This is a genomic window from Marinobacterium halophilum (genome assembly GCF_003014615.1).
Taxonomy (GTDB): Bacteria; Pseudomonadota; Gammaproteobacteria; order Pseudomonadales; family Balneatricaceae; genus Marinobacterium; species Marinobacterium halophilum.
Map to the genome: position 1 here is coordinate 74,802 of NZ_PYGI01000018.1, position 12,462 is coordinate 87,263.

At 59.1% G+C, this 12,462-nt stretch carries 13 protein-coding genes; 10 read left to right on the forward strand and 3 right to left on the reverse strand.

The genetic code is table 11. From position 1 onward, the window contains the following. Position 1: 1 nt before the first annotated feature. From ccmD to CLV44_RS13000, 10 genes are all read left to right on the forward strand, one after another. Entirely contained in the window at positions 2-181 is a 180-nt protein-coding gene (gene ccmD / locus CLV44_RS12955) for a heme exporter protein CcmD (protein ID WP_106592539.1), read from the forward strand. After that, a complete protein-coding gene (gene ccmE, locus CLV44_RS12960; protein WP_106592540.1) occupies positions 178-639 on the forward strand; it encodes a cytochrome c maturation protein CcmE in 462 nt (153 codons plus the stop codon). The genes ccmD and ccmE overlap by 4 nt, the downstream gene beginning before the upstream one ends. Beyond that, positions 639-2,588, forward strand: a complete 1,950-nt coding sequence (locus CLV44_RS12965) for a heme lyase CcmF/NrfE family subunit (protein ID WP_106592566.1) — start codon at positions 639-641, stop codon at positions 2,586-2,588. The genes ccmE and CLV44_RS12965 overlap by 1 nt, the downstream gene beginning before the upstream one ends. A gap of 15 nt (positions 2,589-2,603) precedes the next feature. Then, positions 2,604-3,155 (forward strand): DsbE family thiol:disulfide interchange protein, encoded by a 552-nt coding sequence (locus tag CLV44_RS12970; RefSeq protein ID WP_106592541.1) that lies wholly within the window; start codon positions 2,604-2,606, stop codon positions 3,153-3,155. Beyond that, complete coding sequence (locus CLV44_RS12975; RefSeq protein ID WP_106592542.1) at positions 3,152-3,655, forward strand: cytochrome c-type biogenesis protein; 504 nt, start codon at positions 3,152-3,154, stop codon at positions 3,653-3,655. The genes CLV44_RS12970 and CLV44_RS12975 overlap by 4 nt, the downstream gene beginning before the upstream one ends. Further along, complete coding sequence (ccmI, locus tag CLV44_RS12980; RefSeq protein ID WP_106592543.1) at positions 3,652-4,899, forward strand: c-type cytochrome biogenesis protein CcmI; 1,248 nt, start codon at positions 3,652-3,654, stop codon at positions 4,897-4,899. The genes CLV44_RS12975 and ccmI overlap by 4 nt, the downstream gene beginning before the upstream one ends. Positions 4,900-4,935: 36 nt before the next feature. Next, positions 4,936-6,066: a cell division protein ZipA gene (gene zipA, locus CLV44_RS12985; RefSeq protein ID WP_106592544.1), complete on the forward strand. Its 1,131-nt coding sequence runs from the start codon at positions 4,936-4,938 to the stop codon at positions 6,064-6,066. 65 nt (positions 6,067-6,131) lie between these two features. Further along, on the forward strand, positions 6,132-8,495 hold the full coding sequence (gene ligA, locus CLV44_RS12990; protein ID WP_106592545.1) for an NAD-dependent DNA ligase LigA: 2,364 nt from the start codon (positions 6,132-6,134) through the stop codon (positions 8,493-8,495). Further along, a complete protein-coding gene (locus tag CLV44_RS12995; protein WP_106592546.1) occupies positions 8,492-8,713 on the forward strand; it encodes a YheU family protein in 222 nt (73 codons plus the stop codon). Before ligA ends, CLV44_RS12995 begins: the two co-directional genes overlap by 4 nt. Positions 8,714-8,730: 17 nt before the next feature. After that, a complete protein-coding gene (locus CLV44_RS13000; protein ID WP_106592547.1) occupies positions 8,731-9,447 on the forward strand; it encodes a DUF4126 domain-containing protein in 717 nt (238 codons plus the stop codon). On the opposite strand, the gene CLV44_RS13005 is transcribed toward CLV44_RS13000, so the two are convergent. Genes CLV44_RS13005 through CLV44_RS13015 form a run of 3 tightly spaced genes read right to left on the reverse strand, consistent with a single transcriptional unit; the run spans position 9,416 to position 12,455 of the window. Further along, entirely contained in the window at positions 9,416-10,084 is a 669-nt protein-coding gene (locus CLV44_RS13005; protein ID WP_106592548.1) for a CBS domain-containing protein, read from the reverse strand. The two genes, CLV44_RS13000 and CLV44_RS13005, sit on opposite strands and share 32 nt — an antisense overlap. Positions 10,085-10,126: 42 nt before the next feature. Further along, positions 10,127-12,088 carry a bifunctional tRNA (5-methylaminomethyl-2-thiouridine)(34)-methyltransferase MnmC2/FAD-dependent 5-carboxymethylaminomethyl-2-thiouridine(34) oxidoreductase MnmC1 gene (mnmC, locus tag CLV44_RS13010; RefSeq protein ID WP_106592549.1) on the reverse strand — a complete coding sequence of 654 codons (1,962 nt, stop codon included), beginning with the start codon at positions 12,086-12,088 and terminating at the stop codon, positions 10,127-10,129. Then, positions 12,081-12,455: a Na+/H+ antiporter subunit G gene (locus CLV44_RS13015; protein ID WP_106592550.1), complete on the reverse strand. Its 375-nt coding sequence runs from the start codon at positions 12,453-12,455 to the stop codon at positions 12,081-12,083. Before CLV44_RS13015 ends, mnmC begins: the two co-directional genes overlap by 8 nt. Positions 12,456-12,462 lie beyond the last annotated feature (7 nt).

Here is a 12,462-nt window from a genome sequence, read left to right on the forward strand (position 1 = left end):
GGTGAGTTTTAACAGCGTCTCCGAGTTTGTATCCATGGGTGGCCATGGCCTGTATGTCTGGCTGAGCTATGGCCTGGGTGCGGTGATATTGGCCGCCAACCTGATCATTCCCAGGCTCAACCGTGACCGTTTGTTGGCCGAGCAGAAACGTCGTTTGCGCCGCGAGGAGGGAATACGATGACACCGAAACGAAAGCAGCGCCTGTTTCTTGTTCTGTTCATAGTGGTCGGCGTCGGCATCTCTGTTGGCCTGACCCTGTTCGCCTTGAGCCAGAACATTAACCTGTTCTATTCGCCAACCCAGATTGCAGCGGGTGAAGCCCCACAGGACACTCGTATTCGTGCCGGTGGCATGGTGGTGGAAGGCAGTATCAAGCGTGATCCCGACTCGCTCTTCGTCAGTTTTGAAATTACCGACTACGACAAAACGGTCACAGTTGAATATGTCGGCATTCTGCCTGACCTGTTCCGTGAAGGGCAGGGAATTGTGGCGCAAGGCTCCATGAATGAGCACGGCGTGCTGGATGCGGTCGAAGTACTGGCCAAGCATGATGAAAACTACATGCCACCCGAGGTGGCGGAAGCACTGGCAAAAGCGGGCAAGATGCCGATGCCGGAAGGCCAGGAGTTCAATAAATGATCATACCGGAACTGGGTGAATACGCCCTCATTCTGGCACTCTGTCTGTCCATACTGCTGGCGACGGTGCCGCTGGTCGGCGCGACGCGTGGCAATGCATTGTGGATGGATTTTGCCCGTCCCCTGAGCAAGGGCATGTTCTTCTTCACGCTGGTCAGTTTCCTCTGTCTGGGGTGGTCATTTCTGTACAACGATTTCTCGGTTGTCTACGTTGCCAGCAACTCCAATACGGCGTTGCCGTGGTACTTCAGGCTCAGCGCCATCTGGGGCGGGCATGAGGGTTCACTGCTGCTCTGGGTACTGATTCTGGCAGCCTGGACGCTGGCCGTTGCGCTCAAAAGCCGCAATCTGCCCCAGGACATTGTCGCCCGCGTATTGGCGGTCATGGGCTGGATAGCGATCGGTTTCTATCTGTTCATTCTGTTTACCTCCAGCCCGTTCGAACGCTATCTGCCCGGTTTTCCGCAGGAAGGCGCGGACTTGAACCCGCTGCTGCAGGACTTCGGCCTGATCGTCCATCCGCCTATGCTGTATATGGGCTATGTCGGTTTTGCCGTGTCCTTTGCCTTCGCCATTGCGGCACTGCTCAGCGGCCGTTTGGATGCGGCCTGGGCACGCTGGTCGCGCCCCTGGACAACCGTTGCTTGGGCGTTTCTGACTCTGGGCATCGCCTTGGGCAGTTGGTGGGCGTATTACGAACTGGGCTGGGGCGGCTGGTGGTTCTGGGATCCGGTCGAAAACGCTTCACTGATGCCGTGGCTGGTGGGTACCGCACTGGTTCACAGTCTGGCGGTAACCGAAAAGCGTGGCGTGTTCAAAAGCTGGACCGTACTGCTGGCGATCTTTGCCTTCTCGCTAAGCCTGTTGGGTACCTTCCTGGTGCGTTCCGGTGTGCTGACCTCGGTCCACGCCTTTGCGTCCGACCCGGAGCGCGGCCTGTTCATTCTGATTATGCTGGTGGTGGTTATTGGCGGCTCCCTGTTGTTGTACGCCTTCCGGGCCGGTCAGATGCGCAGCGAGTCCAGTTTCGGCCTGCTGTCGCGTGAAAGTCTGTTACTGGTCAATAACGTGCTGCTGGTCGTGTCCTGTGCGATGGTGTTGCTGGGTACCATTTACCCGCTGATTATCGATGCGCTGGGCATGGGCAAACTGTCCGTGGGCCCGCCGTACTTCAATGCGCTGTTTGTGCCGCTGATGGCGATCATGCTGGTGTTCATGGGCATCGGCATGATCAGCCGCTGGAAGCAGACCTCCTTGAAGATGCTGGCACAGCAGCTGTGGTTGCCGGGTGTAGCCGCAGTCCTGATCGGTATGGCACTGACCTGGTCCTACTCCGGTGAGCTTGCGCCTTGGGTGACGCTGGGTATTGTGCTTGCCTGCTGGGTCGTGCTGACCGGTATGCGTGACCAGTACAACCGTCTGCGTCACCGCAGCGAAAAGCTGGCCGGTTTGTTCAAACAGAGCCGCAGCTATTACGGCATGCAGTTGGCGCACCTGGGTGTGGCTGTACTGGTCGTCGGGGTCGCACTGGTATCAGTTTACAGTGAACAGCGTGACCTGCGCATGCAGCCGGGCGATTCGATGACCTTCCGTGACTACACCTTCATCTTTGAAGGCAGCAAGCACGTCGAAGGTCCGAACTACACCTCGGACCAGGGGCAGATCAAGGTTCTGTACCGTGACGAACCTTATGCCGAAATGTATCCCGAGAAGCGTCTGTATACGGCGCGCGGCAACGTCATGACCGAAGCGGCGATCGACCCTGGCTTTACCCGTGACCTGTATGTGGCTCTGGGCGAGCCGCGTGAAAACGGTGCCTGGGCTGTCCGCCTGCAGTACAAACCGTATGTGCGCTGGCTCTGGTTGGGTGGATTGCTGATGACCTTTGGCGGTCTGTTGGCGGCATCGGACCCGCGATATCGTAAACGCTTGCGCCCGGCAGCTGCCTGAAAGTGAGAGGTCGAGATGAATAATCGTAAGCTGTTTGCATTTATCCCGCTGGCCCTCTTCATCCTGCTGGGTGTCTTCCTGTGGATCGGGCTGTCGCTCGATCCGCGTGAGTTGCCTTCGAAGCTGGCGGAAGAGCAACGTCCGGTCCCTGCGTTCCAGTTGCCGTCATTGACGGAGCCGAACCGTATACTGACGCCGGATGATCTCAAGGGTGAGGTTGCGCTGCTCAATGTCTGGGCAACCTGGTGCCCGACCTGCAAGGAAGAACACGGTTTTCTCAATCGCTTGGCACGTGATGAGGGCGTGACCATCTATGGCATCAACTACAAGGACGAACCGGGCAAGGCGCGGGAGTGGCTGCGCCGCTACCTTAACCCCTACGCGCTGGTTATCCTGGATGAGCAGGGCTCGCTGGGTCTGGATATGGGGGTTTACGGCGCGCCGGAAACCTACGTGCTGGACACCCAGGGTGCCGTACGTTACCGCCATGTCGGTGCGGTGGATGCCGAGGTGTGGAAAACGCTTAAGCAGGTAATGGTTCAGGTCGAACAGGAGAGCGCACAATGATTCGTTTCGTCCAGATGCTGTTGCTGTTGTTGCCGTTGTCGGCCTACGCAACCATTGATGCCTACGAGTTCTCCAATCAGGAGAATGAAAAACGCTTTCATGAGCTGACCCACGAGCTGCGTTGTCCCAAATGTCAGAACCAGAACATCGCCGACTCCGATGCGCCGTTGGCCACGGACCTGAGGCGTGAAGTCCACCGCATGCTTGAATCGGGCGAGTCGAATGACGAAATTGCCGACTTCATGGTGACGCGCTATGGCGACTTCGTGCTGTACCGGCCTCGGGTCAACGAAACCACCTGGCTGCTCTGGTATGGCCCGTTTGTGCTCTTGGGTGTCGGCATATTGGTCGTTGTTTTGATCAGCCGTAACCGCCGCCAGGGCAAGGTAGAGGCGACTGAAAAGCCAATGACCGGTAGTGGCTATAAAGCCAGCGAAGGACTCAGCACGGGCGAGGCAGATCGCCTCAACACGTTACTGCAACGGGATTCTGATCAATGATTAATTTGTGGATCGGTATTGGTGTTCTGACACTGATCGCCATCGTCATCATGTTTTGGCCAGTGCTGTGTTACCAGCGCCGAGCGCGCTCGGAAGCGGCCGGACGGCAGCAGCAAAATATCGACATTTTCCGTGAACGTCTGGCCGAGCTGGAAAAGGAACGCGAGCAGGGCACATTGGCCGATGCGGAGTTTGCCATTCTGAAGCTGGAGCTCGAACGCAACCTGTTGATCGATGTTGAAGATCAGCCGGTTGATCAGCCTGCAGTACGGACTCCGCTGGGCCAGCCGCAGCTGGTGGCCGTCACTCTGTTGGCGCTGATGATTCCGGCGGCGGCACTGGGGTTGTACAACCACCTGGGTCGTGCTGACGAGTTGGCCGTGGCACTGAATATGCCGGCACCGGGCAGCGGTGAGCAGCCAACGCTGGAACAGGCGCTGACGGCACTGGAACAGCAGCTCGATGCTGAACCGGAAAACCCTGAAGGCTGGTATCTGCTGGCCAATACCCATATGAATACCGGCAACTATACGGCCGGTGTGGCGGCCTTTGAGCAGGTGCTCATCTACCTGCCGGAAGATGCGCCGCAGTATGCCAGCGTGATGGGCCAGTTGGCGCAGGCGATGTATTTTGCCAACGACGGGAAAATGGATGCAGCGATACGGACACGCATTGATGCAACCTTGGCGCGTGAACCCTATGAAATTGCCGCACTTGGATTGTTGGGTATTGATGCCTATGAGCAGCAGGACTATACCGCCGCGATCGAACACTGGCGCAAGGCGCTGATCAACGCCGATGGCGCGGCGGCTGACTCGTTGCGCAGTGGTCTTCAGCGTGCCCGTGACGAGTTGATTGCCGCCGGTCAGCCGGTACCGGATCTGCCGGAACTGGCTCAGGCGGGTATCACCCTGCAGGTGTCACTGTCACCTGAGCTGCTGGCACAGGTTGATCCGGAACAGACTGTATTCATCTTTGCCCGTCCCATCGGTGGACGCATGCCATTGGCGGCGGTGAAACGTCAGGTCAAGGACCTGCCGCTGACCATTGAACTCAATGATTCGATGGCGATGACGCCACAGGCACGTCTGTCGTCACAGACCGAAGTCGAGGTTAGTGCCCGTATCAGTCTGTCCGGCCAGCCGCAGCCGCAGGCGGGTGATTTTGAAGGCACACTTGATTCGGTGTCTACTACAGCCGGTTCCGAGCCTGTTACACTGGTCATTGATCAAGTGGTACAGTAATCTTCCGGCGATTCAACAACAGGGTAAGGCGACAACATGGATATCAGTCTACGCGAGTGGCTCATCATCGGCGGTGTACTGATTGTAATTCTGATTCTGGTTGACGGCTGGCGGCGAGTCAGCGCCAACCGGAATCGGTTGCGGCTGGAAATCGACCGGACCCTGTCCGAATTGACCGAAGAAGAGCCGAAGCAAAGTAATCCGGAACTACCGAACGGTGGTGCACGTGTGCGTGACCGTGAGGTGCCGGTAGCAACCCCGCCACGGGTAGAGCCCGGCTTTGCCGAGGACCGTTTTGCTGAGGCCAAGGAGACAACGTCTGCATTCGCCGAGATGGATCCGCTGTTTGACGATATTCCGGCAGCTACAGCAAAACCGGCACCGGTTGCACAAGCGCGGAGTGAAGCAGAGTCTGAACCGCCGATTCCGGTTCTGTTGGACAGTGTTGGTGCCGCGGCTGAACGTGACGCAGTGACAGAGGATGAGCCCGCTGTTGCCCAAAGGACTCGCGATGAGACAGTTGATGCCGAAGCACTGGAAGAGCCGCATCATCCCATGCCGCCATTGTCATCGGTGGTCACGCCGGAGACCCCTGCAGCATCCGACGCATGGGCCACAGAAACGGCAGCCGTGATGGCCGACGTGGCAGAGGAGGCGTCGATCCAGACGCAAAGCGAGCCTGCCGCAGCCAAGGTCGAGACGGGCAATCGTGGATTCAAGCGCCCACCTGACCCTGAGCAGGTATTGATCATTACGGTGGTTGGTCGTAACGGCACACACCTGCCCGGGCCTGCACTGCACAAGATTGTTACTGCCTGTGGCATGGAATGGGGCGAAATGGCGCTCTATCATCGGCCGGAAGACAACAGCGCGGACGCGCCGATCCAGTTCAGTATGGCCAATGCGGTCGCGCCCGGCACGTTTGATCCGGCCAATCTGGAGGCACTGGAAACACCGGCGGTGACCTTCTTCATGTCGATGGCGGAACCTACTGATGCGATGACCGCATATGAGTGCATGCTGGCCACGGCAGAAATTGTTGCCAAGCATCTGGATGGTGACCTTCTTGATGAGGACCGTTCGGTCATGCGGCCGCAAACCAAAGAACACTACCGTGAACGCATCCGCGACTTCGAGATGCAGCAACGTCAACGGCGGGCCACTTGAGGCCCGTTTTTGTTTTAATCTGAACCCGTTTCTGAACCTGTCCAATTTGAACAAGCCGAAGCCGAATGAATCTGCCTGAATCCGTATCTGCCCGTGCCGAGTACCTGCGCTCCGCGATTGAACAGCATAACTACCGCTATTACGTGCTGGACGACCCCAGTGTCCCGGACAGTGAATATGACCGCCTGTTCCAGGAACTGAAGCAGCTGGAAAGCGAGTATCCAGAACTGGTCAGCGCTGACTCGCCGACCCAGCGTGTCGGTAAAAAACCGGATACCGGATTTGCCGAAGTTGCGCATGAACAGCCGATGCTGTCGCTGGATAACGCCTTTGGCGAAGAAGATATGGCGGCGTTTGTACGCCGAGTGCAAGAGCGTCTGGGAACGGCGGCGGCTGCTCCGTTGGCCTTCGCCTGTGAACCAAAACTGGATGGCCTGGCAGTCAGTCTGCTGTATGAGCAGGGTCTGCTGGTACGCGCAGCCACGCGTGGCGATGGCTACACCGGTGAGGACATTACCCTTAACGTGCGCACCTTGCCGTCGGTGCCGCTGCGCCTGATGGGCAGTGGCTGGCCACAGCGACTGGAAGTACGTGGTGAAATCTACATGCCGCGTGCCGGTTTTGAGCGACTGAATGAGCAGGCACGCGCTGCCGACGAGAAACCCTTTGTGAATCCGCGTAATGCTGCTGCCGGTAGCCTGCGTCAGCTCGATCCGGCTATCACCGCCAGGCGTCCGCTGGAGTTTTGCTGTTACAGTACGGGGGTGGTTGAAGGTGGCTCGCTGCCCGAGACACATGCGGCCCGTCTGCAGCAGCTGCACGCCTGGGGGTTGAAGATCAATGCCGAGATGCGGGTGGTTGAAGGCCTTGAAGGCTGCCGTGACTACTATACCGAACTGGCCGCCAAGCGTGACCAGCTGCCGTATGACATTGACGGTATCGTGTTCAAGGTGGATCGGCTCGATCTGCAGCAACAGCTGGGTTATGTTGCCCGTGCCCCGCGTTGGGCGATTGCCCACAAGTTTCCTGCTCAGGAAGAGATCACCCGGCTCAAGGCGGTGGAGTTTCAGGTTGGCCGTACCGGCGCAATCACCCCGGTGGCACGGCTGGAGCCGGTGTTTGTCGGTGGAGTGACAGTCAGTAATGCGACCTTGCACAACATGGACGAAATTGCCCGTCTGGGCGTGCGTGCCGGTGATCAGGTAGTCGTGCGTCGGGCCGGTGACGTGATCCCGCAGATTGTTCAGGTGCTGGAAGACCGGCGTAGCGGCGACGAAACCGAAATCGCCATACCGACGCATTGTCCGGTGTGTGGTTCGGATGTGGAGCGTACCCGCCTGGTCAAGCGCGGCAAGGGGCGCGAGCAGGTCAGTGAAGGCGCAATCTATCGCTGTGTCGGCCGTCTGGCCTGTCAGGCCCAGCTGACCCAGGCGCTGATCCACTTCGTCTCGCGCAAGGCGATGGATATCGACGGTCTGGGTGAAAAGAATATCGAACTGCTGGTCGGCCGTGAGCTGGTACGCTCGCCAGCGGACCTGTATCGCCTGAGGGTAGACGACTTCCTGCAGCTGGAAGGCTTTGCCCAACTGTCATCGGAGAACCTCTACAACGCGATCGCCGACAGTCGCACGGTCGACCTGTCACGCTTCATCTACGCGCTCGGTATTCCAGAAGTGGGCGAGGGTACGGCGCGGGCGTTGGCCGCCAAACTGGGCAGCCTGCAGCATCTGCGCGAGGCGCATCCGTTGTTGCTGACCTGGTTGCCGGATATTGGTCTGGAAGTGGCGCACGAGATCCATAATTTCATGCAGGATGAACATAACTGTCAGGTTATTGACGACCTGCTGGCGCAAGGCATTAGCCTGCAGCATGAAGCGGGCATCGCACCGGCGCTACAGGGCAGCATCAGTCTGGAGATGCTGATTCTGCGGCTGGATATTCCCGGTGTTGCCAAGACCGGTGCTCAGGCATTGGCGAATCACTTCGAGGCATTGGAATCACTGCTGGCAGCGACGGAAGCGCAACTGTCAGCGCTGCCCAAATTCAGCAAGAAGGCACGTGAAGGGCTGCTTGCGTGCCTGCAGCGACCGGAATGGGTTGCGACCGCTCGTGCGCTGGAGCAACAGCTGCTGGCGTTTGGCATGCATTGGAGTTGTGAGCCGGAGACCCCGGCGGGCGATGTCCAGCAACCGCTGCTGGGCCAGACGTGGGTAATCACCGGTACGCTGGAACAGATGACCCGTGATCAGGCCAAAGAGCGCCTGCTGGCGCTGGGAGCCAAGGTCAGCGGCAGCGTGTCGGGCAAGACTCATGCGCTGGTGGCGGGGCCGGGTGCCGGTTCCAAGCTGGCCAAGGCAGAGCAGCTCGGGGTACCGGTCCTGGATGAGGCTGCTTTCCTGCAACAACTGCAGCAGTGGAGTGCGTCATGATCGTGCCCTGGCAAGAGCTGGATCCTGACACACTGGACAACCTGCTGGCCGAATTTGTCAGCCGTGATGGCACCGACTATGGTGAACAGGAATACAGTCAGGCTGAAAAAATTGCCCAGGTACGCTCGGCGCTGGTGCGCGGGGAGGCTGTTTTGATGTTCAGTGAGCTGAGCGGTCTATGTAATGTGGTTCCGGCCGATCAGGTGCGCGACCAGTAACAGCGAGGTACATGTCTATGGAGCAGTTGGACCAGATCACGTCGATGATCGCACTCTCCATGGGCGTGGCCTGGGCCAGTGGCATCAATCTTTACGCCACGGTGCTGATGTTGGGTGTACTGGCGAATATGGGCCACCTGAGCCTGCCGCCGGGGCTGGAGATTGTGGCGGATCCGCTGGTACTGATCGCGGCAGGGTTCATGTACTGTGTTGAGTTCTTTGCCGACAAGACACCGGGCGTCGATACCGGTTGGGATGCGTTGCATACGTTTATCCGCATACCGGCCGGCGCAGCCCTGGCCGCCGGTGCAGTGGGGGAGCTCAGTCCTGCGGTAGGTCTTGCTGCTGCCTTGACCGGTGCCTCGCTGGCGGCTGGCAGTCATGCCTTGAAGGCCGGTACCCGGGTGATGATCAATACATCGCCGGAGCCATTGAGTAACTGGACCGCTTCGTTTGCCGAAGATCTGCTGGTGATTGGCGGTTTGTGGGCGGCACTGAACCATCCGCTGTGGTTTTTGGCCGCACTGGTGGCCTTTGTCGTGTTACTGATCTGGTTACTGCCCCGGCTGTGGCGAGCAATCAAGCGGGTGTTTGCCGCTGTTGCCCGCTTTTTCCGTGGTGGACCATCACCGGACGAAGGTGATGTTGAGCTGGAACAGGCCGCTGCTCGGGCCGCGGGCCGCAGGTCTGCGCCACCACCCTTCAGGCCCAGCGATCCAAACCGCCTTCGTTGAGCAGGGTGCGAATCAGGTCGGTGCGACAAATAATGCCTGCCAGTCGGTCATCGGTATCGATTACCGGGATCGCGCTGATCCCGTAACGGACAAAGCTGGCAGCAATGCTGGTCACGGCGGTTTCCGGTGAGGCGACGATCATTTGTGTATGGTATGCCTGACTGACACTGATGGGCGAGTCCGTGCCGCGCCGAATCACATCTTCTCGCGATAACAGCCCCAGTGCTCGTTGCTCGGCATTCACCACGATCAGATGCGATACCTCTTGCGCGCGCATCAATTCCCAGGCCTGACGCAGGCTGGTTTCCAGCGGGATGGTCAATACCGGGGTCGACATGACTTGAGCGGCTTTCAGTGTTGGACGACCGGCAGCATCCGGTGTGACCGTACTTTTCTGACCACTCTTCTGGTAGGTTGTGTTGTGTTCGGGGTGAATGTCGTCGCGACGCAGTTTGAAGCGCTCCTGTGACAACTCGATGCGCTGTTCCCGTTCCTGTTGCTGGCGTACCGGGTCATCATCGCCCGGTACGGATGCCGCTGCCTGGCTGGCACGCATCGCTTCGACACCACGTTGGCGGAACAGTGATTCCACCGGCGTCTGAATACGGTACCCCTGGTCATAGATCACAAGCGCCATATGTACTTCCTCCGCCGTGGCGTCAAACGCCGCTCTTTCTAACTATAGCGTCTTACGTATCAGATTCTTGATAGTGAATCTGGCCGGGCTGAGTATATCGACCAGCTCGGTTTCCAGAGGCAGGGGGGATCCGCTTAGCATCGCGGCTATCAACTGGGCACTAATGGGGCAACTGATCAGCCCCTTTGAACCATGCCCGGTATTGACGAACAGTCCAGACAGCAGGGGTGGAGCACTGTCGAATGGCCAACGGGCATCTTGTCTCAGTTTGGCATAAGTCTGGATAAATGCAGGCAAGTCCGGTACCGGGCCGACCAGCGGCAGGTAGTCGGCACTGCTGCAGCGCAGAGCGACACGCCCCTGCCGGGGGGATACGGCCAATGTGTCGGCCAACTGAGGCAGAGCCCGTTGCAGAATCGCCAGGTTGTGCTGATGCTCGTTTTCACGCACATCCAATTCGGTATCCCTGAGCTTGAACGATGCACCGAAACAGTACTGCCCTGCCAGTGGGGGCGAAATATAGCCTTCGCCACAGACGACTGTCTGCAGTGGTGCATGGTGCTCGGGGGACACAACCTGTGTGGTCTGGCCACGAATCGGTTTCAAGGGCAGGTGATCAAGCTGCGCAAAGCGTAGCGCATCATTGGCACAACAGACCACGACCTGCTCGGCGCTGAAGGGGGTGCCGGTCAGCTGCCAGCCCGAATCACTGCGTTGCAGCGCGATGACGGGTGTAGCGTAATGGCATTCGATCAGCGGATGGTCCAGCAGCACCCGGCAGAACTCCGGTGGCGAGACCCAACCGGCACCGGGGAAGAACAGCCCTGGATGGGCACAGCTCTGCCCCGCGATGACGCCAGCTTCGGCTGCGCTGACTGCCCGCACGATAGACACGGGATAGGCTGCCGTTTCAACCAGCTGCTGTTGGCGCTGCCGTTCCTTATCATCACCGGCGAGCTGGAGCACGCCGCAGAGTGCGCCGACCGCGGGATGTGTATGCTGCAGCTGGCGAATGATGCCAGCGGTATAGCTCAGTCCCGCCAGATGGAACCGGCTGTGTGCAGTGGGTTGTGCCGGGAGCTTGGCATAAAGCGCCCCCTGGGGATTGCCGGAGCCTTCATGGGCCGGATGTGGGTGGCGTTCGAGCACGCGTACCCGTAGGCCCTGCTCAGCCAACGCGCGGGCCGTGGTTGCACCGGCCAGCCCGGCACCGATCACCACGACAGGAGTGAGGCTGGCTGTTGGCAACGGGCGTTGAAACCAGATCGGCTGCCCGGGTGGATGAGGGCTGTTATCGGCGCTGACGAAGCGGCCGCTGATCATTTCCCGTTTGCGGCCGAATCCCGGCACCTTGCGGATCTCGAACCCGACGGCCTGAAGGCCTCGCCGTACCAGTCCGGCCGCAGTGAAGGTCGCACAAGTTGTGCCGGTGGTGCTCAGCCGTGCAATGTGGGTAAAAAGTTGCGTGTTCCACAGTTCAGGGTTTTTGGCTGGTGCAAACCCGTCCAGGAACCAGGCATCTACCCGGGCATCCAACTGGGCCAATGTCTCCAATGCATCGCCCAGCAGCAACGTCAGCAGAATACGGCCGCCATCAAAACGCAGGGTGAAAAACCCGGGCACGGGCTCTGGGTAGGCCTCGATCAACTGCGCTGTGCCCTCGGCAAAGGCCGGAAAGGCGGACAATGCACGGGCCAGATCATCGCGGGTCAGCGGATATTTTTCACAGGAGATGAAGTGCAGCTGGCGGTTGGTGGGCGCGCGTTCCAGCCACAGCGCCCGGGCGCAGAGAAAGTTTAGCCCGGTACCGAAGCCGGTTTCTGCGATCACGAAAGGCGTTTGTGCTGCTGTGGCAAACCGTTCATGCAGACCGTTGGCAGCGAGGAAGACATGCTCGGTTTCAGCGACGCCACCCGCACGATTGAAATAGATATCACCGAACTGTTCTGATTCAGGAATGGCGTCCTGCCACTGCAGGCGAGCGGTGGACAGGCGGTCACTCATGGTCGGTGGAGCCCGGTGGCTGCTGCTCGCGGGCGGTCTTCATCAGGTGTTGTGAACGGGTGCGGCGCAGTACCCGGTTTTCATGGTGCAGCGCCGTTTTCGCCAGCATGTGTGCGGTGATCGGTGCGGTGATCAACAGAAACAGGGTGATCAACAGCTCATGCAAACTCAAGTAGCCCTGAGTGGTGGACATCAGCAGCATGGAGGCCAGCAGAATGCCGCCCATACCGACCGTCGTTGCCTTGGTCGGCGCGTGCAGGCGCGTGTAGATATCAGGCAGGCGGCACAGGCCGATGGAGCCGACCAGTACAAAAACACCCCCGATCAGCAGCAGAATGGTTATCAGCAGTTCAACCCAGAAATTCATAACAGAT

Excerpts from the sequence above, each read along its gene's own strand:
- ccmE (WP_106592540.1), top strand. The coding sequence starts at position 178 with ATGACACCGAAACGAAAGCAGCGCCTGTTTCTTGTTCTGTTCATAGTG.
- CLV44_RS12970 (WP_106592541.1), top strand. The coding sequence starts at position 2,604 with ATGAATAATCGTAAGCTGTTTGCATTTATCCCGCTGGCCCTCTTCATC.
- CLV44_RS12975 (WP_106592542.1), top strand. The coding sequence starts at position 3,152 with ATGATTCGTTTCGTCCAGATGCTGTTGCTGTTGTTGCCGTTGTCGGCC.
- ccmI (WP_106592543.1), top strand. The coding sequence starts at position 3,652 with ATGATTAATTTGTGGATCGGTATTGGTGTTCTGACACTGATCGCCATC.
- zipA (WP_106592544.1), top strand. The coding sequence starts at position 4,936 with ATGGATATCAGTCTACGCGAGTGGCTCATCATCGGCGGTGTACTGATT.
- ligA (WP_106592545.1), top strand. The coding sequence starts at position 6,132 with ATGAATCTGCCTGAATCCGTATCTGCCCGTGCCGAGTACCTGCGCTCC.
- CLV44_RS12995 (WP_106592546.1), top strand. The coding sequence starts at position 8,492 with ATGATCGTGCCCTGGCAAGAGCTGGATCCTGACACACTGGACAACCTG.
- CLV44_RS13000 (WP_106592547.1), top strand. The coding sequence starts at position 8,731 with ATGGAGCAGTTGGACCAGATCACGTCGATGATCGCACTCTCCATGGGC.
- CLV44_RS13005 (WP_106592548.1), bottom strand. The coding sequence starts at position 10,084 with ATGGCGCTTGTGATCTATGACCAGGGGTACCGTATTCAGACGCCGGTG.
- mnmC (WP_106592549.1), bottom strand. The coding sequence starts at position 12,088 with ATGAGTGACCGCCTGTCCACCGCTCGCCTGCAGTGGCAGGACGCCATT.
- CLV44_RS13015 (WP_106592550.1), bottom strand. The coding sequence starts at position 12,455 with ATGAATTTCTGGGTTGAACTGCTGATAACCATTCTGCTGCTGATCGGG.